This window comes from Streptomyces sp. NPDC085866, from assembly GCF_044541035.1.
GTDB lineage: Bacteria > Actinomycetota > Actinomycetes > Streptomycetales > Streptomycetaceae > Streptomyces.
Map to the genome: position 1 here is coordinate 23,244 of NZ_JBITSQ010000026.1, position 23,356 is coordinate 46,599.

At 71.9% G+C, this 23,356-nt stretch carries 18 protein-coding genes and 1 pseudogene; 7 read left to right on the top strand and 12 right to left on the bottom strand.

From position 1 onward, the window contains the following. Positions 1-59: 59 nt before the first annotated feature. Positions 60-781: pseudogene (locus ACIF83_RS42265) on the bottom strand (2OG-Fe(II) oxygenase). 137 nt (positions 782-918) lie between these two features. Here ACIF83_RS42265 and ACIF83_RS42270 point away from each other — a divergent pair. From ACIF83_RS42270 to ACIF83_RS42280, 3 genes are all read left to right on the top strand, one after another. Continuing rightward, positions 919-1,158, top strand: a complete 240-nt coding sequence (locus ACIF83_RS42270) for a hypothetical protein (protein WP_393477795.1) — start codon at positions 919-921, stop codon at positions 1,156-1,158. Positions 1,159-1,161: 3 nt separating this feature from the next. Next, complete coding sequence (locus ACIF83_RS42275) at positions 1,162-1,539, top strand: toxin Doc (RefSeq protein ID WP_399735551.1); 378 nt, start codon at positions 1,162-1,164, stop codon at positions 1,537-1,539. A gap of 482 nt (positions 1,540-2,021) precedes the next feature. Further along, on the top strand, positions 2,022-3,704 hold the full coding sequence (locus ACIF83_RS42280) for an RICIN domain-containing protein (protein WP_399735554.1): 1,683 nt from the start codon (positions 2,022-2,024) through the stop codon (positions 3,702-3,704). A 48-nt stretch (positions 3,705-3,752) separates the two neighbouring features. Here ACIF83_RS42280 and ACIF83_RS42285 read toward each other — a convergent pair whose 3' ends face one another. The 4 genes from ACIF83_RS42285 to ACIF83_RS42300 all read right to left on the bottom strand — a co-directional run bounded on the left by ACIF83_RS42285 (position 3,753) and on the right by ACIF83_RS42300 (position 8,051). Next, a complete protein-coding gene (locus tag ACIF83_RS42285; RefSeq protein ID WP_399735557.1) occupies positions 3,753-4,922 on the bottom strand; it encodes a lactate 2-monooxygenase in 1,170 nt (389 codons plus the stop codon). A gap of 144 nt (positions 4,923-5,066) precedes the next feature. Further along, entirely contained in the window at positions 5,067-5,738 is a 672-nt protein-coding gene (locus tag ACIF83_RS42290; RefSeq protein ID WP_399735560.1) for a cyclase family protein, read from the bottom strand. Next, positions 5,735-7,330, bottom strand: coding sequence for a purine-cytosine permease family protein (locus tag ACIF83_RS42295; RefSeq protein ID WP_399735563.1), 1,596 nt, complete (start codon positions 7,328-7,330; stop codon positions 5,735-5,737). The genes ACIF83_RS42290 and ACIF83_RS42295 overlap by 4 nt, the downstream gene beginning before the upstream one ends. Positions 7,331-7,487: 157 nt before the next feature. Next, entirely contained in the window at positions 7,488-8,051 is a 564-nt protein-coding gene (locus ACIF83_RS42300; RefSeq protein ID WP_399735566.1) for a hypothetical protein, read from the bottom strand. A gap of 323 nt (positions 8,052-8,374) precedes the next feature. Between ACIF83_RS42300 and ACIF83_RS42305 the strand changes: the two genes are divergently transcribed. After that, on the top strand, positions 8,375-8,809 hold the full coding sequence (locus ACIF83_RS42305) for a protease inhibitor (RefSeq protein ID WP_399735569.1): 435 nt from the start codon (positions 8,375-8,377) through the stop codon (positions 8,807-8,809). 304 nt (positions 8,810-9,113) lie between these two features. Here ACIF83_RS42305 and ACIF83_RS42310 read toward each other — a convergent pair whose 3' ends face one another. Beyond that, positions 9,114-9,611 (bottom strand): methyltransferase family protein, encoded by a 498-nt coding sequence (locus ACIF83_RS42310; protein WP_398140142.1) that lies wholly within the window; start codon positions 9,609-9,611, stop codon positions 9,114-9,116. A gap of 74 nt (positions 9,612-9,685) precedes the next feature. After that, complete coding sequence (locus ACIF83_RS42315) at positions 9,686-11,191, bottom strand: MFS transporter (RefSeq protein WP_399735572.1); 1,506 nt, start codon at positions 11,189-11,191, stop codon at positions 9,686-9,688. Between the two features lie 245 nt (positions 11,192-11,436). On the opposite strand from ACIF83_RS42315, the gene ACIF83_RS42320 reads away from it, so the two are divergent. The 3 genes from ACIF83_RS42320 (at position 11,437) to ACIF83_RS42330 (ending at position 15,166) form a co-directional block, all read left to right on the top strand. Next, positions 11,437-14,208: a substrate-binding domain-containing protein gene (locus ACIF83_RS42320; protein ID WP_399735575.1), complete on the top strand. Its 2,772-nt coding sequence runs from the start codon at positions 11,437-11,439 to the stop codon at positions 14,206-14,208. A gap of 72 nt (positions 14,209-14,280) precedes the next feature. Beyond that, the gene (locus tag ACIF83_RS42325) at positions 14,281-14,610 is read left to right on the top strand and encodes an ArsR/SmtB family transcription factor (protein WP_399735578.1); all 330 of its coding nucleotides are present in this window, start codon (positions 14,281-14,283) and stop codon (positions 14,608-14,610) included. 28 nt (positions 14,611-14,638) lie between these two features. Continuing rightward, positions 14,639-15,166 (top strand): SRPBCC family protein, encoded by a 528-nt coding sequence (locus ACIF83_RS42330; RefSeq protein ID WP_399735581.1) that lies wholly within the window; start codon positions 14,639-14,641, stop codon positions 15,164-15,166. Here the strand turns inward: ACIF83_RS42330 and ACIF83_RS42335 are convergent. From ACIF83_RS42335 to ACIF83_RS42355, 5 genes are all read right to left on the bottom strand, one after another. Continuing rightward, positions 15,115-16,803 (bottom strand): FAD-dependent monooxygenase, encoded by a 1,689-nt coding sequence (locus ACIF83_RS42335; RefSeq protein ID WP_399735584.1) that lies wholly within the window; start codon positions 16,801-16,803, stop codon positions 15,115-15,117. The two genes, ACIF83_RS42330 and ACIF83_RS42335, sit on opposite strands and share 52 nt — an antisense overlap. Before the next feature lie 83 nt (positions 16,804-16,886). Next, a complete protein-coding gene (locus ACIF83_RS42340) occupies positions 16,887-19,739 on the bottom strand; it encodes an NHLP bacteriocin export ABC transporter permease/ATPase subunit (RefSeq protein WP_399735587.1) in 2,853 nt (950 codons plus the stop codon). Between the two features lies 1 nt (position 19,740). Further along, the gene (locus ACIF83_RS42345; RefSeq protein ID WP_399735590.1) at positions 19,741-21,963 is read right to left on the bottom strand and encodes an NHLP family bacteriocin export ABC transporter peptidase/permease/ATPase subunit; all 2,223 of its coding nucleotides are present in this window, start codon (positions 21,961-21,963) and stop codon (positions 19,741-19,743) included. Next, positions 21,960-22,766 carry an HlyD family efflux transporter periplasmic adaptor subunit gene (locus tag ACIF83_RS42350; RefSeq protein WP_393477826.1) on the bottom strand — a complete coding sequence of 269 codons (807 nt, stop codon included), beginning with the start codon at positions 22,764-22,766 and terminating at the stop codon, positions 21,960-21,962. Before ACIF83_RS42350 ends, ACIF83_RS42345 begins: the two co-directional genes overlap by 4 nt. Positions 22,767-22,882: 116 nt before the next feature. Next, complete coding sequence (locus ACIF83_RS42355; protein WP_381659643.1) at positions 22,883-23,098, bottom strand: type A2 lantipeptide; 216 nt, start codon at positions 23,096-23,098, stop codon at positions 22,883-22,885. Positions 23,099-23,356: the final 258 nt, after the last annotated feature.

Sequence of the window (23,356 nt, forward strand, 5' to 3'; positions counted from 1 at the left end):
GGGAACCTCGGCGGCGCGTCTGGTGATGTCGGGTCTCGGGGCGGCTGAGCCCGGCCGTGTCAGGCGGCGTCGTGGAACACCAGCCCCAGGGTGCGCCGGTGGCCGGACCGCACGGTGCTCACCCCGTGCCGCACCGCTCCGGCCGACCAGCCGCGTCGGGTGCGCACGGGCCGGTCGCGGGTCGTGAACACCAGTCCGTGCCCCTTGCGCAGGACGGTCGCGGTGCCTCGGGACTGGGCGCGCGGCCGCTGCTCGACCAGCAGGAACTCGCCGCCGGTGTAGTCGGTGCCGTACGCGTCCAGGGCGATCACGACCTGGAGCGGGAAGACCAGCTCGCCGAACACGTCCCGGTGCAGGGCGTTCCAGTCGCCCGGACCGTAGCTCAGCAGGATCTGCGCCGACGGTCCTGGCCGGCGGCACGGCAGCGCTCGAGCCACTCGGCCAGGGAGTCCGGCCAGGGCGCAGGACGGTCCAGACGGGCTGCCCAGTCCCGGGCGACGGGGAGCGGACGCGGGTAGAGCGCGGCCCGCAGCGCGGCCACGGGGGCGGGCAGGGCGTGCGTGAAGTAGCGGTACTCGCCGGAGCCGAACCGGTGCCGGGCCAGATCGACGGTGGTGCGGAACAGCTCTGGCCTGTCGTACAGGGCCGCCAGGCCGACGCACTCCTCGGGGGTCAGCAGCGGGCCCGTGGGCGCGCAGCCGTGCTCGTCCAACTCGGCCGCGAGCGCGTCCCAGTCGGTGCCGGCCACGCGACGGCGGGCCTCGGCCGGGGTGAACTCCATGGGTCCAGTCCGCTGCGCCCGGCGCCGCGTCACCGGCGGAAGTCGGACATTGCGCTGACATCCTTCAGGTACCGCAGGAAAGGGTCTCTGACCTGGGTGTATTTACGGATGAGTACCCTCGCGGTACCGTGAGGGGCATGCCAGCTCTCAACGTGGAGTTCAGCGAACGCGAACTAGAGGACCTGCGGCAGATCGCCAAGGAGCGGGGTACGTCGATGAAGGCCCTCGTGCGCGAGGCGGCCGCCGCGGACATCGCCCGGCACCGGGCGCTGCAGGAGGGCGCGGAGGCCTTCCGGAGCTTCTTCGCCGCCCATGCCGAGGAGTTCGCTGCCGCGTTCCCCGACGACGAGATCCCCGCCAAGGGCGAGGCCGCCTGAGCGATGTCCTCCGTCATCCATATCGACGTCCCATGGCTGCTCCAGCGTCACGAGGAGGTCCTGCCCGATCAGCCCACGGTCGACGACTTCTCCGCGCTGGTCGCCGCCGTCGCCCGGCACCGAGTCGACCCGCCCCGGCTCGGGGTGGACTCCGACCCGGCCTGGCGGGCCGCCGCCCTGCTGCACACCCTCGCCATGCTCAAGCCGCTGCCCGCGGCCAACGCCCGTTTCGCGTGCGCGACGGCGGTGGCCTACATGTTCGTCAGCGGCGTCGGCATCGACCCGCCCTACGGAGCCCTGGTGGACCTCGCCCGCGACCTGATGTCCGGCAAGACCGACGTGTACGGGGCGGCCGACCGGCTCCGTTCCTGGCAGATCTGATCCGGGCAGGATCTGGCACCGCCGCGGCCGCCGGGGGAAGCCGCCGGGGCCGCCGGCCGCGGGCGGGAGGAACGGGGCCGGCGGCCGGTTTCGCGCAGGAGAGCCGCCGTCCTGCGCGAGGCCTTCAGAGAGGGCCGGAACCCAGTCCACTACCGGGCGACGGACCTCGGGAGCGTGCGCGGCCGGCCGGTGTGTGCGCACCCTTCACACGGGGCGCACGGAAAACCGAAAGCCGGCGCGGCGGACCTGCGACCCCTGCCGAATTCTGACTTTCTTTCAAACCGGCCGATGTCGTGCGTGCGCCTTGTTGCATGTGTGGAAGTTGTGCAAGGGTTGAAACGACCGTGCGGGGGGTAAACGCCGGAGTCCTTTCGGCAGTTGGGGAACCGGGCCGGTAGTGCCGCACCGGCGAATTCCCGCTCCCCGCGCGCACATCCCCGAGATGGGCGCCAACTCGCCATACGCACAAAGGAATCCGCTCAGTGCCCACCCCCCACCCCCCTCGTCCTCCCTATCCGCCCCCAGGGGGCGATACCGGGGAGTCGGACGAGTCCCTCGCCGCGCCGCTGCGCGCCGGCTCCGACGCGGAGGCCTCCCGGTCCGCCGCCCTCCTGATGGCCCGGCACTGGCAGCCGGTCCACGACTACGCGGTCATCTGCCTGGCCGCACCCGGGCCCCTCGCCCACATGGTCTCCGCCGCGGCCTTCCACCAGGTTCTCGACCGGCTCGCGCTCGGCGAACCCGCCGACGCGATACGGCCGCGCCTGCTGGTGGCGGTCCGGGACTCCGTCGTGAACTGGGCCGCCACGGACCGGATAGCAGCCGTACTGCCGGGCCTGCTGAAGCCCGCCGGAGGCCGCGGTATGCGTACCGCGAAGTCCCTGATACCGGAAAACCGTGCACTGTCCGAACATTCTTTCCAGAGCCTGCCCCGGCTCGAACAGGCGTTGCTGTGGCACACCGAGGTGGAGGCCGAGCCGATAAGCGTCCCCGCGGGACTGCTCGGCATGGACTTCGACAGTGCGGCAGCCGCACTCGATCAGGCCCGCGACACATTTCGGGAAGGCTGTGTCCGAGCCCATCGGGAACTCGCGCCGAGCACCGACTGCCGCCACTACAACCGCCTTCTCGACGTACCGATCCGCCGGGGCGGCCCACTGCTGCCGGACGTCCGGCAGCATCTCGCCGCCTGCCCCTACTGCCGGCACGCCGCCGAGCAACTGGGCCAGATCGAGGCCGGACTCGGCGTGCTGCTCGCCGAGGCGGTCCTCGGCTGGGGTGCCCGCCGGTACCTGGAGTCGCGCCCCGGCCGCCGACGGCCCGGCCCCGCGCGCACCCGCGGCACCTCCCGGCGCTCCGGCGGCCGCAGACGCGGCGGCAAGCCCGGGCTGCTCGGCCGGGTCGCGGTGCCCGGCGGCCGCCGACGGGGCGAGGCGGATACCGGGACGCTCGCCCGGACCCGTGGGCGCCGGGCGGCCGGCGACGGCTGGTCGTCCAGGACGCTGCTCACGGGAGTCGGGGTCGCCTCGGCCGGGCTGCTCGCGACCGTCCTCGCGATCAGCGTGTGGCCGGACGGCGGCGACGGCACCGACCCGGTCGCCTCGACGGGCGCCGCCCCCGGCACCGACGCCCAGTCCCCGCCCGCCTCGGCCACCACACCCGGCACGGCGGGCCTGCCCGCGGCCGGCCGGGCGACCCGGCTGCACAACGCCGCCGCCGACCTGTGCCTGGACGTCAAGGGCAAGCCCGCTGCCGGGGCGAGTGCCACGCTCGCCGTCTGCTCCTCCGCGCCCACGCAGCAGTGGACGTACGAGGCCGACGGGCTGCTGCGCAGCGCGGCCGGCTCCGGCCTGTGCCTGGACTCGCACGCCGACGCGGGCGTCGTCATCCTCGGCACCTGCGCCGACGTGGGCGCGCGGCGCGGGGACGACGTGCGCTACGACCTCACCGTGCAGGGCGAGTTGCTGCCCCGCTGGGACGAGACCCTCGCCCTGGCCACGGCCGGCGAGACCGCGGGCGCCGACATCGTCGTCAAGGTCCGGGACCGCTCCGCCGGACAGCGCTGGCTGACCGACGGACCGTCGGCCAGCCCAGGCTCGCTGTCGATAGCCGGCACCGAGGGGCCGTCCGCACAGCCTGCGGAGCTGCCCGGGACGGGCACGTAGCAGCGATCGGAGTGTCCCGCCGCCGGCCGGCGGCGGGACACGAGCCCGTCAGTCGGCGGCCTCGACGAGGTCGTCCGCCGTGACGGTACCCGGAGCGGAGTGCCCGGACAGGGCGAGCGTGAGGTCCAACTCCGCGAGCACACAGCGGATGACGTGCTCCACGCCCGCCTGCCCCTCCAGACCGAGCCCGTACACGTACGGCCGCCCCAGCAGCACCGCCCGGGCGCCGAGGGCGAGGGCCTTGAACACGTCGTCGCCGGTGCGCACCCCGCTGTCGAACAGCACCGTCAGCCGGTCGCCGACCGCGTCCGCGATCCGGGGCAGCGCGTCGGCCGTCGCGACGGAGCCGGCCACCTGCCGGCCGCCGTGGTTGGAGACCACCACCCCGTCCATCCCGGCGTCCGCGGCGAGCCGGGCGTCGTCCGGGTGCAGGACGCCCTTGAGGACGATCGGCCCGTCCCAGTGCTCGCGCAGGAACGCAAGGTCGGGCCAGGTGTGGCTCGCGTCCCCGAACAGCCCGAGGAAGTGCAGCACCGCCGCGTTCGGGTCCACGTGCACCGGCTTGTCGAGACCCGACCGGAAGGCCGGGTCGGTGAAGTAGTTGGCGGTGCCCACCCCGTGCAGGAACGGCAGATACGCCTGGTCCAGATCGCGCGGCCGCCACGCCAGCAGCGGGGTGTCCAGGGTGACGACCAGCACCGAGAACCCGGCCGCCTTCGCCCGGGAGAGGAAGCTCCGGGTCACCTCACGGTCTTTGCCCCAGTACAGCTGGAACCACCGCTCGGCGTCCCCCATCGCCTCCGCCACCTGCTCCATCGGCGTACTCGACGCCGACGACAGGATGTACGGCACCCCCTGCGCCGCGGCGGCCCGGGCGGCCGCGGACTCGGCGTCCGGATGCATGATCGACAGCACGCCCACCGGGGCCAGAGCCAGCGGCGCCGGCAGGGCGCGGCCCAGCACCCGCACCGACAGGTCACGCTCCTGTACGTCCCTGAGCATGCGCGGCACGATCCGGCGCCGGGCCAGGGCCGCCCGGTTGGCGCGTGCCGTGCTGCCGTCGCCCGCGCTGCCCGCCACATAGCCCACCGGGCCGGGCCCGAGCCGGTGCGCGGCCAGCTCCTCCAGCCGGGTCAGGTCCGTGGGCAGCCGGGGCACGGCCCCCGACATCCCGTTCAGATAGATCTCGTACTGGAAGTCCGCCCAGTGCTTCGCCATCCGGCCGTCCGCCTCTCGTCGCTGAGTACGCGCTGCGGCCCGACGATACTGGCGAGTAGGCACACGTCGGCAGGGGCCCTCGGGCGCGGCCGGCCGCCTCGCCGAGGATTCCGGCCCGGCGACCGGCGACGGTCCGTGAGGCGCTCAGCCGACCCGGGCGACCGCCCGGACCGGAGCGCCGTCCGACCCGGGCAGCCGCAGCGGGAAGAGGAACACCTCCACCGCCTCGGCGCCCACCAGCCGCTCCAGCCCGTTGAGGTTCTCGGCGATCACCCCGCCGGCGCCGCACAGCACCCGATGGGCGGGCAGCCCGAAGCCGGCCTGTGGATCACCCGGTTGGGGCGTGGGGTCGACGCTGAGCGCGTCGACGGCCACCGTGCGCGCGCCCGCCGCCACCACGGCCCGGGCCGCCTGCGGGGTCAGCCAGGGGTGGGCGAGGTACGTGTCCGTGCCCCAGTGCGCCGACCAGCCGGTGACGAGCAGCAGCAGCGCGCCCGGCGTCGCCGCGAGGGCGTCGAGCGCCGGGGCCAGCAGGCCCGGCGTGATCGGCGCCCGGGCGGGCAGCCCCCGGACGTCGGCCACGACCGCGGGCCCGGCGAACCGGTCCAGCGGGAGCTCGTCCAGCCGGGGCCAGGCGTCGTCGACGTGGTACGGCGCGTCGACATGGGTTCCGGACTGCGAACCCAGGTGCAGGGACAGGACGTTGACGCCGTCGGACGGGGCCCGCAGGGCGGGGGAGACCGTGACCTCGGGGTCACCGGGATACACGGGCATCCCGGTGACCACGGGTACCGACAGGTCGAACCACCCGGTCATCGGCCGCCCTCGGCCGCGAGCGCGGTCGGCACCTCGTCCGCCGGAGCATCCGGACCGGTGATCGGCGGCACCGGGGCCTCGACGGTACGGGCCAGGCGCGCACCCTCGGGCCCGTACGCCGCCCGGGGTTCGGGGAACAGCCGCAGCAGCGCCAGGAACAGCACGGCGGCGACCGCGAGCGACAGCGGCAGGCTGATGTCGACGCCGCTCGCCAGGTCGCCCAGCGGTCCGACGAACTGGCCCGGGATGTCGGTGAACAGCACGCCGACCACGGCGGCCACCCACCAGGCCGTCATGCCACGCCAGTTCCAGCCGTGCGCGAACCAGTAGCGGCCGCCGCGCTGACGCCGGTTGAAGACCTGCAGGGCGTCCGGGTCGTACCAGCCGCGGCGGGTGTAGAAGCCGAGCATCAGCACGACCATCCACGGTGTGGTGCACGTGATGATCATCGTGGCGAACGTCGAGATCGACTGCACGAGGTCCAGGCCGAACCGGCCGATGAAGATGAACGCGATGGACAGCACGCCGACCAGCAGCGTCGCCCGGACGCGGGACAGCTTCGGGAAGACCGACGAGAAGTCCAGGCCGGTGCCGTACAGCGAGGTGGTGCCCGTCGACATGCCGCCGATCAGGGCCAGCAGGCACACCGGCAGGAAGAACCAGCTCGGCGAGATCGCCAGCAGTCCGCCCACGAAGTCGGGCGCGGCCGGGTCGACGTACTTCGGCGCCTTCGTCGCGATGATGCTCGCGGTCGCCAGACCGAAGACGAACGGCAGCAGCGTCGCGATCTGCGAGAGGAACGCGGCACCGACCACCTTGCGGCGCGGGGTGTTTGCCGGGATGTAGCGCGACCAGTCGCCGAGGAACGCCCCGAACGACACCGGGTTGGACAGCACGATCAGGGCCGCACCTATGAACGACGGCCAGAACAGCGACCTGGTCGCCGCGTCCGCCGAGGCCGTGAAGACACCGGCGTACGACGCGTCGAAGTCACCCGCGAAGGCGATCGCCCCGAGCAGGAACAGCACGGTCGCCGAGGTCACGGCGATCTTGTTCACGAAGAGCATGAACCGGAAGCCGTAGACGCACACCGCGAGGACCAGCCCGGCGAACAGCGCGTACGCGACGACGTACGATAGGGTGCTGCGCTCCAGGCCGAACAGCCGGTGCGCGCCGCCGACCAGGGCGTCGCCGGAGCTCCACACCGAGATGGAGAAGAACGCGACGGCCGTCAGCAGCGACAGGAACGAGCCCACCACACGGCCGTGCACACCCAGGTGCGCGGAGGACGACACGGCGTTGTTCGTGCCGTTGACCGGGCCGAACACGGCCATCGGGCACAGGATCAGCGCGCCCGCGACGACCCCCAGGAGGGTGGCCGCGAGCCCCTGCCAGAAGGAGAGCCCGAACAGGATCGGGAACGCGCCGAGGACGCAGGTGGAGAACGTGTTGGCGCCGCCGAAGGCGACCCGGAAGAGGTCGAGCGGGGTCGCGGTGCGGTCCGCGTCCGGGATGCGCTCGACGCCGTAGGGCTCGACCTCGGTCAGTGACGGCGGCGGCGTGGTGGGGGATTCGGGGGACCGAGGGGTCAAGGCGGGCTCCAGCGAGTATGCGGCGATGGAGCGCTTCGTGGCGCGGCGGTGGCGGACGACCGTCGCAGCCGCAGGGGTGTGCGACGCGGGCGGGAGGACGTCCCGGAGGGGTCTGCCGACGGTACGGCGCCGGAGAAGACCCCTGCCAGAGGACGTTTCATCCATCTTCGCCGTCGCCACTGGAGGAATCGACCACCTCCTCACTGTCCGGTCCCTGCGCCCTGACCCGCTGGACGTGTTCCAGGGACTCGCGCAACTCGGTCAGCCAGTCGTCGGTGTGACGCTGCACCAGACGCACGCACCAGGCGAGGGCGTCACTGCGGCTGCGCGCCACGCCCCCGGCGATCAGGGTGTCCAGGACCTGCCGCTCGGGCTGCCGCAGTCGGGTCATCACCGGCGCGGCCACATGCGTGAACAGGGCGCGCTCGGCACCGCACACCACGCCCCAGGACACCTTCCGGCGGAACAGGTGCTCGGCCTCGCGGGCCACCTCGATCCGGGCCTCGCGGGTCCGCTCCCGGAACTCCTGGATCCGTGCCCGTACGGCGGCCTCCCGCTCGGCGTCCGAGGCGCCCTCGGCGAGCCGGGGCTCCGGGATGCGCCCGATCACGGTGATCTCCTCGCGGTCGGGGGTCACCTCGACCAGGTCCTCGAAGAGATCGTCGGGCAGGCGGCCGGCGAACCAGCCGCGGAGCTTCTCTCTCTGCTCTGGCGTAATCATGTAATCACGATTACTCCGACCGTTTCATGAACACAAGGCGTCACGAAGGGGTTCGCCGAGGGCTGAGCCGGAATGTTTCAGGCCTATTAACTAGGCGGTGGTTTTCAGCCATCCGACCGCCATCCGCGATCAAGAACCGCGCAGTCATGGGGTCGACGTGTTCGATTTCCGTAACTTCACGCCACTGTTTCAACACGCAAGGTTACTGAAAGATGTGGGTTCGATGTGTGTTTCGTCGACGGACTCGGCAGAGTGTCGCTCGCCGCTCCGGCACCGACCGGGCTGGAGCGCGACCCGTCTATTCGAGCGGAAGGATGCACACAATGCGGAACACCGCGCGCTGGGCAGCGACTCTCGGCCTCACGGCCGCCGCCGTCTGCGGACCCCTGACCGGGGCCGCCGGCGCTGCACCGGCTGCCGGCCCGTCGTCGCTCTACGCCCCCTCGGCGCTGGTCCTCACCACCGGCCACGGCGACAACGCGGCGACGGCCACTCCGGAGCGCGCCGTCACCCTGAACTGCGCCCCGACGGCCTCCGGCACTCACCCTGCCGCGGCCCAGGCCTGCGCCGAACTGCGCGGCATCGGCGGCGACTTCTCGGCCCTGCAGCCCCGGGACGACGTCTGGTGCACCAAGCTGTACGACCCCGTGGTCGTCACCGTCCAGGGCGTCTGGCAGGGCAAGCGCGTCTCCTACGAGCGCAGCTTCGGCAACTCCTGCATGAAGGACGCGCTGAACAGCAGCGTCTTCTCCTTCTAGGGACCGGGATCGCGCGGTCCTCGCATCGCCGGATCAGGCTCGCAACTGGGGAGTGCGGCCCCTGGAGCGGGGAACCTGCGATCTCGCACCGGGACCGACGGGCGGAGTGGGGCCGCCCGCCGGCTTCCGGGCACCAAGCCGCTCCCTGGGCCGGCCTGTGGGGGGTCGTCCCGGGGAGCGGCGAAAAACAACTGGTTTCAACAGGTGTCGACGCCACGTATTGGTGACTCGTGTCGTACTAGGGGTGACGACGCCAACGCCCGCCCGTGCACGGACAGTTGCCGTGGCGGGCGGCGACGCGTTCTCAGGCACCCCGCCACGGCGTGCGCCGCGGCCACCAGGCCGGTACCGCCCGCCGGTAGCGCTCGTACTCCGCGCCGAACCGGCGCACCAGCCCCGGCTCCTCGTCCCAGCGCACGAAGGCCCAGGTGAGCACCCAGATCCCGGCCGCGTATCCGAACAGCACCGGGCGGGCGAGGAGCAGGCCCTGGCCGCAGAGCACGGCGACGACCGCGAGGTGGACCGGATTGCGCACGTACCGGTACGGCCCGCTCACCACCAGCCGCGTGGGCGGTGCGACGGGTGACGGGGTGCCGAGCCCTTCCCGGGCGAACCGCGTGAAGGCCTCCAGGATCACGGCGGTGCCGGCCGCCAGGGGAACGAGGCCGAGCAGCCGCAGCGGCAGCCACCAGTCACCGGCCTGCCAGCCGCCGGTCAGCCACCAGGGGACCAGCACGGCCAGGCTGCCGGAGACCACGACGAGGTACAGGGCGCTGCCCAGCGCCGCCGACGCCTTGCGCACACCTCCACCATGACAGCCCAGAGGGGCCGCCGCCTCCCTGCTGACGGCGGCCCCTCGGACCATGGAACCCGGTCCTACATGTGGACGACGGGTGCGGCCCCGGCGTCCTGCTTCGGCACCCCGGGCCGGTAGAGCAGGAACGCTATGACCGTGCCCGCGGCGAAGAGACCCGCCGACCACAAGAAGGCTGTGGTGTAGCTCTCGATCGTCGCCTGCGCCTGCACCGGCTTGCTCGCGGGGTTGTGGCCCGACAGGTAGTCGGTGGCGGCGCTCGAGGCGAGGGTGCTCAGCAGGGCCGTGCCGATCGAACCGCCCACCTGCTGCATCGCGTTGACGGTCGCCGAGGCGACACCCGCGTCCTCGGCCGCCACCCCGCCGGTGGCCAGCTGCATGGCCGGCGGCATGACCATGCCGAGGCCCACGCCGATCACGATCAGCTGCGGCAGCACCGCACTGAGGTAGTGGGAGCCGAGCCCGATACCGGTGAGCCAAGCCATGCCGGCCGTGGCGATCGCGAAGCCCAGCGGGATGACCGCCTTCGGACCGATCCGGGGCATCAGGACCGTGGTGCCGACCTGCGCGGTCACCATCAGGGCGCCGACCATCGGCAGGAACGCCACGCCGGTCTTGGTGGGGCTGAAGCCGAGGTTGAGCTGGAGGTAGTAGGTCAGGAAGAGGAAGACACCGAACATGCCCGCGCCGGTGATCAGCACCGCGAAGAACGAGGCGCCCCGGTCGCGGTCGAGCAGGATGCGCAGCGGCAGCAGCGGGTGCGCGGCTCGGGTCTGCCACCAGGCGAACGCCGCCAGCAGGAGTCCGCCTGCGATCAGGAAGCCCCAGGTCAGGGGCGATCCCCAGTCATGGGTCTCGGCGTTGGAGAAGCCGTACACCAGGGCGAACAGACCGGCGGCGACCAGGACCGTGCCCGGCACGTCCAGCTTGGCGTTCGCCGCGTCACGGTGGTTGCCGAGCAGCACCCAGCCGCCGACGAAGGCGACGACCGCGATGGCCACGTTCACGTACAGGGTCCAGCGCCAGTCGAGCGCGTCGGTCAGCACACCGCCGAGCAGCAGGCCGACCGCGCCGCCGGCGCCGGCGATGGCGCCGTACACGCTGAACGCGCGCGCCCGTTCCCGGGCGTCGGTGAAGGTGGTGTTGAGCAGGGACAGCGCGGCCGGGGCGAGCAGCGCACCGAAGGCGCCCTGCAGGGCGCGGGCGACGACCAGCATGGTGAAGCCGTTGGCGGCACCGCCGAGCGCGGAGGCCGCGGCGAATCCGACGACGCCGACGAGGAAGGCGGGCTTGCGGCCGAAGAGGTCGGCGATCCGCCCGCCGAGCAGCAGCAGTGAGGCGAAGGCCAGCGCGTAGGCGGTCACGATCCACTGCCGGCTGTCGTCGGAGAAGCCGAGGTCGGCCTGGGCGGACGGCAGGGCGATGTTCACGATCGTGGCGTCGAGGACCACCATCAGCTGGGCGACGGCGATGATCGTGAGGATCCACCACCGCTTGCCCGAGGCCTCGGCGCGGGCCTTCGCGAGGGCCCCCGTGCGGGGGCCCTCGGTCAGGGTGTTCTGGGGCATGGGGAACCACTCCAGGGAAGTCGTTCGAGGAGTTCGAGGAGGATGCGCGACAACGGCGTAAACGAAACCGTTTCGTACACATCGAGCCTAGGGGAGTTTCAGCGAAACGGCAACGTTTCGTTTTCCGGGGTGGTCCGACCTGGCCCCCTGGGGCGTTGGTGTCCGCTACGGTGGCGCCGTCGGCATGGGGGCTCTGAGTCGAGAATCGGTTACAGGTGGTAAACATTTCTTCTGGTCCCGTCGCGGTGATCCTGACCGCGCTGCAGGTCGAGTACGACGCGGTGAAGGGTCGACTCGAGGACCTCACCAGGGACGTCGAGGGCGGCACGATCTTCGAGCGGGGCCGGCTGCCCGGCACCGCGTGGACCGTCGTCCTGGCGCAGACCGGGCCCGGTAACGACAACGCGGCCGTGGTCACCAAGCACGCCCACGACCTGTACCGGCCGAGGGTGCTGTTCTTCGTCGGCGTCGCCGGCGGCTTGAAGGACGGCGTGGGGATCGGCGATGTCGTCATCGGCGAGCGCATCTACGACTACCGCGAGAAGCAGAGCCCGGACGGCGGCCATTACCGGCCCCGTGAATGGGAGGCGCCGTGGTGGCTCCTGCAGCACGTCAGGCACATGGCCTTCGGGCGTGAGATCGCGGGCCGGGTGAGGGTCGCGCCGATCGCCTCCGGGAATGTCGTGCTCGACCGGGAGGACTCCGAACTGGGCGACCTGCTGCGCGGCAACTACGACGATGCCGTCGCGATCGAGATGGAGAGCGCCGGCGTGCGCCGGGCCGCCCAGATCGTCGGCGGAATCGACACGCTGACGATCCGTGGGATCAGCGACAAGGCCGACGGGGGCAAGCGCCGGGCGGACGCGGGTGGTTCCCAGGAGATCGCGGCATGGAGTGCGGCCGCGGTGGCCGTGCGGATCCTCGCTTCGCTGCCGCCCGAGAACGGGACTCCGACTCTCCCTGACGGAGGGCGTGTCGGCGGTGGCTCCAGGGCGGGTTCGGTGTCCCAGGAGCTCCTGGGCGCGTCGGCTGCCGGGGCCGACGAGTCCGGGAGGGTGAAGCAGGGGAAGCCGCCCGCCGCGCCCCCGCCCCGCCGCCGGCAGCCGCTGCTGTCCCGCATCCGCATAGGCAGGAGGGCGCAGCCCTCGAGGCGTACCCGTGCCACCCTCATGGCCTGTGGTGCGGTGGCCGTGGTCGCAGTGCTGGTCGCCGTCCTGCTCAAGACCACGGCCGATTCCGACACTTCGGACAAGAACTCGACGCTGGAGTCCTGCTCGCTGTCTCAGGCCCGCGTCAAGCTGCACGTCGCCGCGTCCATCGACCTCTCGAAGTCCCTGAGCGACGCCGCCCGCGCCTACCGGCCGCGGCGAAGCCCCGACGGCACCTGTGTGAAGATCGAGGTGTCGTCCGTCAACTCCGGCACCGCCATGCGCGCCCTGCGCCAAGGCTGGCCCGAGGACGACGGGCCGCGCCCCGACGTGTGGTCGCCGGCCGGCAGCGAGTGGATCGACCTGGCCCGCGTGTCGAGTGCAGGGCGGCAACTCCTGCCGGAGGGCGAGCCGCAGTCCATCGTGACCAGCCCGCTGACCATCGCGATGCCCGAGCCGATGGCGCAGACCATGGGGTGGCCGGAGGCCACCATCGGCTGGAGCGACCTGGCGAAGTGGGCCGAGGACCCCACGCACTTCTGGGGGGAGCACGGAAACAAGCAGTGGGGCGCCCTCAAACTGGGGAAGACGAACCCCGACTACTCCACGTCCGGGCTGAACGCCACCATCGGCGCCTTCTACGCGAAGACGGGCACCACCGGCGAGCTGTCCATCCGCGACGTCGATTCGTCCGCCAACCAGGCCTTCGTCCGGAACATCGAGAAGTCCGTGGTCCACTACGGTGACACCACGCTGACCTTCCTCGCCAATCTGCGTGCCGCCGATGACAGGGGCGGCCGCGAGGAGGTGCTCAAGTACATCTCGGCCGTGACGGTCGAGGAGAGTGCGGTCGTCGCCTACAACAAGGGGTATCCCTGTGGGGCCTACAGCTACGCGCGCGGCTGTGAGCGGCGGGGCAAGCCGAAGACGCCCCTCGTCTCCTTCTACCCGAAGGACAGCGACCCGGCCAGCGACCACCCCTACGTCCAGCTGGGGGGCATGAGCAAGGCGAAGCAGAAGGTGTCGGACGACTTCCTGGCCTACCTGCACAGCACCGACGTGTACCGGAAGTACTTCGCGCCGTACGGCTACCGGACCTACAAGAACAAAGTCCTCCCTCGCACCGGGATCGACCAGGATCACGGCGCTCTCGAAGCCCCGCAGGTCAAGGGCTACGACGCGCCCGACGGCAAGGTGCTCGCCCGGCTGCAGAAGGTGTGGGCGAGTCTGCGCCGCAGGGCCAACGTGCTCGTGGTCATCGACACCTCCAAGTCGATGGACGACAAGGTTCCGGGCACCGGCCGGACCAAGATGGAGCTGCTGCAGCAGGCCGAACCGGCCCTGTTCGGCGGCTTCGCCGCCACCGATCGCGTCGGACTGTGGGAGTTCTCGAACGCGGCCAATCTGGGCGGCAAGCATCACTACCTCCCCTTGGTGGACATCGGTCCGATGGGGGAGAAGCTGACGGACCACCGCGGCCTGACCCGCCGCGCCGAACTCAAGGACGAGGTGAACGGCCTTGTCCCCGATGGCGCGACCGGCCTGTACGGCACGGTCGACGCGGCGGTGGACTCCATGCGCAAGGACTACGACCCGTCGGCCATCAACGCCATCGTGCTGCTCACCGACGGCCGTAACGAGGGCGTGCCGGACACGCCGACCCTCAAGGACGTGCTCGCCAGGATCGGCAGCCCGGACAAGCGGGTCCGCGTGTTCACCGTGGCCTACGGCTCGGAGGCCGACCAGCAGGACGCGAACGGCAGGACCGTGCTGGAGGAGATCGCCGCCGCCACCGGGGCGCACGCCTACGACGCCAAGGACCCGAAGATCCTCAGTGAGGTGCTGACCAGTGTGATCTCCAACTTCTGAGGCTCCCGTCCCCGGGGCCCCGGAACCGTACATTCCTTGACTGGAATATAACTGCAGAGGCATATTGGTCTCATGTCCGACGCCGCGCTCTGGACCGCTCTCGCCGACCCCCACCGGCGGGCCATCGTCGCTCTGCTCCTGGAGCGGCCCCGGCCCGTCGGGGAGATCGTGGAGGCATGCGGACTGAGCCAGCCGAGCACCTCCAAGCATCTGAAGGTGCTGCGCGAGGCGGGTCTGGTGCGGGTCAGGCAGGACGCGCAGCGCCGCGTCTACGCTCTCGACCCGGCCCCGATCGCCGCCCTCGACGCCTGGCTCGCGCCGTACCGCAGGCTGTGGAACACCAGCCTCGACGCGCTGGGCCGCCGCCTCGACGAGACGGGCGATACGCCGGACGACACCTGAGACCCCCCATCGCGAAGGACCGAGCACCATGTCCGTCGACCTCACCGGCACCTACCTGACCCTCGACGACGGCCGCTCCGCCGTCCGCTTCAGCCGCACCTACGACCACCCCGTCGACCGCGTCTGGCACTTCGTGACCGACCCGGACGAACTCGCCGCGTGGTTCCCCTCCCGCGCCGAGATGGACCTGCGCCCCGGCGGAGCCATCCGGTTCAGCGGCGACCCCAACATGCCGGAGTCCACCGGCAAGGTGCTCGCCGTCGACCCGCCCCGCCACCTCTCCTTCGCGTGGGGCGGCGACGAACTCCACTTCGACCTGGAGGAGGCGGGCGAGGGACGCACCCGGTTCACCCTCACCAACGTCCTCGCCGCCGAGAACACCGCCGCCCGCAACGGCGCCGGCTGGGAGGTCTGCCTCGCCGCTCTGGACGCCAAGGCCCGCGGCGAGCGCTTCGCGGGGCCCCACGCAGGGGCGAGCGCGCCCTGGAAGGCGTTCTACGACGGCTACGTCGGAGCCGGAGTGCCCTCGGGTGCGCCGGTGCCGGGCCTGGACTGACCCTCAGGCCCGGACCGACAGGCGAACACCCGGGTGAGCGCCGCGGAGAGAGGCCCGGGGTCGGCCGGGGACACCCGCGCGCCGAGATACCCGTCCGGGCGTACGAGGAACGCCTCGCTCCCGCCGGCTGCGTACCGCTCCCGGAACTCACCACGGCTGTCACGCAGCACCGGGAAGGGGAGCGGGCCGCAGTCCACGCCTTCCGGCATTACGCAGTAACAGGTCAGCCGGTCATGCGTGAGACCGCGCGCCGTGTGGGCCAGTTGCTCGAAGCCCTTGGTCCCGTCGGCGCAGTCCGCATGCAGCAGCAGGACGTGGTCGCGCTCGCGCAGCACGTCGTACAGGCGCAGCGGGAAGGTCGCGAGCGGGTCCAGCAGACCGCCGCAGTCCGGTGCGCGCTCGCCCGCCGCCGGACCCGGGCCGGCGGCGGAGCCAGGCTCGACCAGCGGACTGTCCGGGTAGGCGACCAGCAACTGTGCCTCCCGCAGTCCCACGGTCACGGGATCGTCCGGATCGGCCTGGACGCCCTGCGCCGCGTGCCGCAGGGTGCGGCCCACCACTTCGTCCCCGACCGGTTTGCGCTCGGCGTGGTAGCTCTCCAGCAGCCCTGTGCGGGCGATGCCCCGCGTCGCGAGGGCCAGCTTCCACCCCAGGTTGAAGGCGTCCTGGATCCCGGTGTTCATGCCCTGGGCGCCGGTCGGCGGATGGATGTGCGCGGCGTCGCCGGCCACGAAGACCCGGCCCTCGCCGTAGCGGTCCACGATGCGGTGGCTGATGCGGAACACCGACGACCAGCGCATCGCCGACGCGGTCGTCGGCCATGGGGACAGCCGGTCCAGGACCGCCTGGATGTGCTCCAGGCGCGGGGCGCACCCCGTCTCCAGACCGTGGGCGACCACGTCCCCCGCCTCCGGCCGGTCCCGCAGCGAGAGTTCCGGCGGGACCCGCATGGACATGCGGTAGCGGCACCGGCCGGGCAGCGGGATGCACACGAGTACGTCGTCCACCTCTCCGTCGGGGGCGTGGTGCATCGAGCGCACGGTCCAACCCGGTGCCAGGTCCCAGTCCACCTCCACGTCCGCGAGCATGTACTCCTCCGGCAGCGCCCCGCCCTCGAAGGAGAGCCCCAGCGTCTTGCGCACGACGCTGTGCGCGCCGTCGCAGCCGACCAGGAAGAGCGAGCGGATCTCCAACTCCTCGCCGGCCGCCGTGCGCAGCCGGTTGGTGACGCCGTCGGCGTCCTGGGCGAAGGACAGCAGCTCCGTGCCGCGCTCGATGTGTCCGCCGTAGCAGACCAGGCGTTCTTCGAGGACGCGCTCGGTCTCGTACTGCGGCAGCGCCGCGAACCCGTAGGGCACCTCCGGCGGCAGGGACAGCTCCATGCGCCCCTGCTCGGCGCCGTTCACGTACGTGAGCTGTCCACGCAGCGGGACGGCCGCGTCCAGGGCCGGGCGGGCCACGCCCGTCCGGTCCCAGACCTCCAGCGTCCTCGGCTGGATCCCGACCGCCTTGGCGTACGGCAACCGCTCCGGAAGCCTGTCGACAAGCCGGCACGTGACACCCCGCCTGCTCAGTTCGAGGGCGGCGGTCAGGCCGACCGGGCCCGCCCCGGCGATCAGTACCTCGGTGTCCGTCATGAGCGTCTCCCGTGCTGCCCCCGGGAACCATGGTCGCCCGAGGGAACCGGCGCGGCGACCCCGGTCACCGGAGCCGGGACGCTCTACGCCAGCTGCCTGCGCACCAGCTCGTGCAGCCGCCCGCCGGTGTCCGCGAGCAGTTGGGCGGGCGGGCCGTGCTGGATGACCTTGCCGTCCTCCATGACGACGACCCGGTCCGCGTCCAGCACCGTGGACAGGCGGTGGGCGATGACGATGCGCGTGGCGTTGAGCTTGCGGGTGCTCTCGATGACGATGCGCTGGGTGTCGTTGTCGAGGGCACTGGTCGCCTCGTCGAAGAAGAGGATGCGCGGGTGCCGGATCAGCGCCTGGGCGATCATCAGACGCTGCCGCTGCCCGCCGGAGATCGCGCCGTTGCCCGCGACGATCGTGTGCAGGCCCATCGGCATGCGCTTGATGTCCTCCGCGAGACCCGCCATCTCGGCCGCCGCCATCGCCTCCTCCGGCGTGTACGGCTCGGTGCCGCAGATGACGTCCAGGATGGAGCCGGTGAACGGCTGCGCGTGCTGGAGCACGACCCCGCACTGCCGGCGCACCGCCGACTGGTCCAGGGCCGCCAGGTCCTGCCCGTCGTACAGGACGCTGCCCGAGACCGGCTTGTCGAAGCCGATGAGCAGCCGCAGCAGCGTGGACTTGCCGCAGCCGCTGGGACCGACGATCGCCACGAACTCGCCCGGGCGGACGGCGAAGGACACGTCGTCCAGGACGAGCGGGCCGTCGTCGGCGTACCGGAAGGACAGCCGGCGGGCCTCCACCGCACCGGACAGCGGACCGGGCCGGGTGCTCGCCGTGCGCACCTCGGGCCTGGCGTCCAGGACCGGCTTGATCTCCTCGAACAGCGGCAGCGCGGCGACCGCCGAGACGAAGGAACCCGTGAGCTGGGTGACCGAGGTCAGCACCATCGTCACCGACGTGTTGAAGGTGAGGAAGGCCGCCGCCGACATCGCGCCCCTGGCCGGACCGGCCAGCAGCATGAACATCAGCAGGGTGCACACCGGCAGATAGACCGCGCCCAGCACGGTGGTGAGGTTCTTGATCCGGCCGACCTTCTGCTGGAGTTCCCGGCTGCGCGCGAACTCCCCGGCCCAGGCGGCGTAGGCGTAGTTCTCCGCCGCCGCGACCCGCAGTTTGGGCAGGCCGCGCAACGTCTGGAACGACTGGTTGTTCAGCTGGTTGCCGAGCGTCACGAGACGGCGCTGCCAGCGCACCTGCCACAGCCCCAGGCCCAGGAACACGGCCGCGATGACGACGAGCATGCCGATCGCCGCGAGCGCCATCGGCACGCTGTACCAGAGCAGCAGACCGAGGTTCATCGCACCGACCGTCACCGACTGCGCGACCACCGGGCCGACGCCCGCCAGGAGCCGCCGGATCGCGCTGATGCCCATGGCGGCACTGGCGAGTTCACCGGTGGAGCGCTGTGTGAAGAACCGGGTCGGCAGCCTGAGCAGCCGGTCCCAGACGGCCGGTTGGAGCGCCGACTCGATACGGCCCTCCAGACGCAGGATGGTCAGGTTCTCCAGCAGTGTGAACGCGGCCGACACGACCCCGCTGATCATCACCGCCAGACAGACCTGGACGATCAGGCCCGTCTGGGCCTTGGGCACGTACTCGCCGAGCACCTTGCCCGTGGCGATCGGCACCAGTGCGCCGATCGCCACCGTCACCAGCCCGGCGAGCATCAGGTTGAGCAGGTCACCGCGGGTGCCGCGCAGGCTGAACCGCAGCAGCCCGAGCGGGCTGAGCCCCCGCTCGGGCAGCGGCCGGTAGAACATCACCGCGCGCGGTTCGAACTCCTCCGCGTTCGCCTTCTCGATCGGCGTCTCGCGTCCGGTGCCCGGGTGCACGGCCACATAGCCGCCACGCCGCCACAGCAGCGCGACCGGCGCCCCGGACAGCGCCCGGTGTCCCACCAGCGGGCCCACGTTCTCCCGCCACCAGCGTCCGTCCAGGCGGACGGCCCGGGTGCGCACCCGGGAGGCCAGGGCCACCCGCTCGACCGGGTCGAGGCGTTCGCTCTCGGTGCCGCTCTGCGCGGGCTCGGCCAGGGTGATCCCGGCCGCCTCGGCGACCAGCTTGCAGGCCGCGTAGCCGGCGTCGGCGTCCGCGGCCGTCGTGCGGCGGGCCGAGCGCTTGCCGATGGAGGCGAGCAGGGTCTGGTCGGCCTGGGCGCGGACCGCCTCACCGGCCTTGATTCCGGCGGCCGTTCGCGTCTCGTGCGTGCGCTCCAGCTGCTCGATCCACCGGTCCAGCGCGGTCAGCAGCCGGTACTGCTGGTCGACCATGCTCTGCCACAGCCCCGGGTCCATCAGCAGATCGGCGGCGGCCTCCGCGCCGTACAGCGAGCCGTACTGCACGCTGCCCGGCGGCACCTGCATCCAGAACACGTCGTCGTCGTCCCCCACGCTCGAACGAGCTCCCGCGGGGGCACCCCCGTGGGCGGCGGACCGCTCCTCGGCCATCGGGGCCTGGAAGAGGACGGACAGACCACGGCCGACGCCGAGCGCGACCGCGTACTCCAGCGGACTCGACGCCGGGGGCACGTACTGCGGGTTGCCGTACTCGTCGTACGACCACGTCTGGGTGTGGGCCGGCTGGTACAGCTCGCGCAGGTTGATCCGGTGCACCACACAGTCCCGCGCCGGGCGTGCCACCAGGGTGTGCTGCGGTCCGGCGACCGGGCCGAGCAGCAGCGCGCCCGCCTCCAGCCGGCCGAGGTGGTGCCAGTGGCCCTGCTGGGCGGCGTCCACCGCGAACAGGTCCAGGGCGCCGGCCGCGACCAGCCACAGCACCTGCGGACCTTCCAGGTCCAGCCGGTTGAAGCCCGCGCAGTCGATGCGTGTGCCCATGGACCCCAGTGCACCCTGAACGAGGTCGCCTTCGCCGACGGTCGTCATCTCACCGCTCCCTGACCAGTGCGGCGTACGCGCCGCCGCGTGCCACCAGCTCCTCGTGCCGCCCGCGCTCGACGACCGTGCCGTGCTGGAGCACCACGATCTCGTCGCTGTCCCGGATGGTGCTCAGCCGGTGGGCGATCACCACACAGGCGCAGCCGCGCCGGCGCAGGCTGTCCATCACGACCAGCTCGGTCTCCGCGTCCAGCGCGCTGGTCACCTCGTCCAGCACGAGGATGCTGGGCCGCCGCACCAACGCCCGGGCGATCTCCAGGCGCTGGCGCTGTCCGCCGGAGAAGTTCCGGCCGTCCTGCTCGACCTTGCTGTGGACGCCGCCGGGGCGGCGCATCACCACGTCGTACAGGGCCGCGTCCCGCAGCGCCTCCACCACGGCCTCGTCCGGGATCGACGGGTCCCACAGGGCCACGTTGTCGCGGACCGAGCCCTCGAAGAGGAACACGTCCTGGTCCACGAAGGAGACCGAGGAGGCGAGCGCGCCGCGCGGGATGTCCTCCAGCCGGCGGCCGTCGATGCGGATCACACCGTCCCAGGGCGCGTAGAGACCCGAGATCAGTCGGGACACCGTCGACTTGCCGCTGCCCGAGCCGCCCACCAGCGCCACTTGCTGCCCGGGGCCCACGGTCAGGTCGAACCCGGTCAGCAGCGGCTTGTCCAGCGGGCTGTAGCCGAAGGTGACGTTCTCCAACTCGACGTGCCCGTGCAGCCGCCGTGTGGAGTCGGCGCCGCCGGGGCGGGCGTAGAGCGGGTCGGTCTGGAAGTTCTCCACATCCTTCAGCCGGGCCACGTCGGCCGCGAAGTCCTGGATGCGGCCCGCCACGCCGTTGAGCCGGGTGAGCGGCGCCGTGAAGCGGGTGACCAGCGCCTGGAAGGCGACCAGCAGGCCGACCGAGATGTGCCCCTCGACCGCCCGCATTCCGCCGATCCACAGGATGAGCGCGCTGTTGAGCGTGGCGAGCGTCGGCGCGACCACACCCAGCCAGGCGCTCGGCACGCCGAGCCGCTGCTGCTCCTCCAGCGTGGTGGCGTGCTGCCCGGCCCACTTGCGGAAGTAGCCGTCCTCGCCGCCGGTCGCCTTCATCGTCTCGATCAGCTGGAGACCGGTGTACGACGTGTTGGTGAGCCGTGCGGTGTCCGCGCGCAGCTTCGCCGTGCGGGTCGCGCGCAGCCGTACGACCAGCCGCATCGCCACCACGTTCAGCAGGGCCACGCCGATGCCGACGAACGTCAGCTGCGGGTCGTAGGTGTACAGCAGCACGGCGTACAGCACGACCACGACGGCGTCCACGCCGGCCGCCGCGAGGTCGCGGGCCAGGGTCTCGGCGACCTGGTCGTTCGACTGCAGTCGCTGCACCAGGTCGGCCGGGCTGCGCTGGGAGAAGAACGTGACCGGCAGCCGCAGCAGATGGCGCAGGAACCGGGCGCTGGAGAGGGTGGAGGAGATGATCCGGCCGTGCAGCAGGTTGGCCTGCTGGAGCCAGGTCAGCACCAGGGTGAGCAGGACACACGTGGCCATCGAGGCGAACAGCACGCCCAGCAGCGAGGTCTGGCCGCCGATGAGGAACATGTCGATGTAGGTACGGCTGAGCGCGGGCACCGCCGCGCCCACCGCCACCAGCAGCAGGCTGGCCAGCACGGCGGCGGGCAGGGTGCCCGCGGTGCCGCGCAGCCGGGCCGGCATCGCGCCGAGCACGCCGGCCTTGCGTCCGCCCCTGGTGAAGCCGTCGCCGGGCTCCATCACGAGCACGACACCGGTGAAGCTGCCGTCGAACTCCTCCATGGGCACGAACCGGCGGCCCTTCGCCGGGTCGTTGATGTACACCCCGCGCCGGCCGAAGCGGCGGCCCATGCCGTCGTAGACGACGTAGTGGTTGAACTCCCAGAAGAGGACTGCCGGTGCCGTCACCTCGGCGAGGGCGGCCAGATCCATCTGCATGCCCTTGGCGGTCAGGCCGTAACTGCGGGCCGCCTTCAGCAGGTTGCTGGCGCGCGAGCCGTCGCGGGAGACACCGCAGGCGATGCGCAGCTCCTCCAGCGGGACGTGCCGGCCGTAGTGGCCGAGCACCATCGCGAGGGAGGCGGCGCCGCACTCGACGGCCTCCATCTGGAGCACGGTCGGCGTACGGACCGTGCCGCCGCGGGACTTGGGGACCGGGCGCCGGGCCGGGGCGGCCCGTCTGCGGCCGCGGGTTTCCTGAGTGGTGCTCACGGCAGCAGCCAATCGACGGGACGCTGGTCGGCCAGCCGGATGGAACCGGAGGCGAGGGTCATGGAGTCGAGCTTGTACGGCGGCCCGTCGGCGGAGGACCACCGGAAGCCGCTCTTCGTGCCGGACGACCTGTCGAGCGCGACCAGGACCGCCACCGGGCGGCCCTTCTTCGTGAACTGCTCGCCCAGCTGGCTGTCCCCGAGGAACGCGGCGATCGACTGGGCGGACTGGGCGGTCCGGTCCACCGACTTCACCTGCCCGCGCAGCACGCCGTACCGCTGGGTCGGTACCGAGGACACGGTGAGGTCCACGGCGGCGTGCGCCGGGATGGCGGCGGCGTTCTCGGCGGGGACGTAGACGGTGGCGTACAGCGGGTCGGAGGCGTGGGCGACCTTCTCCACCGCCGCGATGTTCGCACCGGTCTGGATGATCTGGCCGATGGTGGCGGCGAGCGCGGTGACACGGCCCGCGGCGACCGTGCGGACCACGGAATCGCCCTGACTCGTGCGCACCTTGAGGACGGGAGCGTTCGCGGGCAGCCGTTCGCCCTGTTCGGCCAGTACGGCCGTGACCTGGCCGGCCACGGGGCTCTGCAGCAGATAGCTGCCCTGTCCGTGGGTGAGGATGGCCTGCGCGCTCACCGTGGAGGCGACCGAGCCGGTCACCGCCCACACGGAGGCCGCCGCCATGACGACGACGGTGACGCCGAGCGCGAGCCAGCCCTGCGGACGGGCCAGCCGCACCGGAAGGTCCAGCTCCTCCGGCGACTGGAGCTTGGCGAGGGCCTGTTGGCGGAACTGCACGGTACTTCCCTCACCCGAGGAGAGACATGGTTACGACCTGCTTCGGGCGCCTTCGGGCACCCGAGAGTCCCGGAGCCGTGGGACGGCTCCGGGACTTCGGTGACACCGAGGTGCGATCAGAGACCGGCGACCAGGCCGGTGATCGGGGCCACGTTGAGGCCGGTGACACCCTCGACGGTGCCGACGACCGTGTCCACCGCGCCGGAAACCGGGGCCACGCCGTTGACGGCGCCGGTCACGGTGTTCAGGGCGTTCACGGAAAGGCCGCCGGAGACGTTGTCCAGCTCGGCGTCCGAGATCTCGACGGTCTCAACCTGGGGGGTGGAGTTCATGGTGGAACTTCCCTTCGTATGGATATTTCACAAGGGGGAAGCGGCCCCCTCTGGGGACAGACGACGGCCGCGACCGCGGGTGCCGGAGCCCCCGTATCCGGGAGCCCGGGGGACCCCCGCGGTGCGATGGATCAAAGCACGCACGCGGGCCGCGCTTCCAATCAACCAGGCCTCTCACCAGCGCACTTGCCCCGCCCGGAGCCCCAACCGTGCAGGCGCGCGCACGGCTTGTCGGCGACTCCTTCACATGCCGCACGG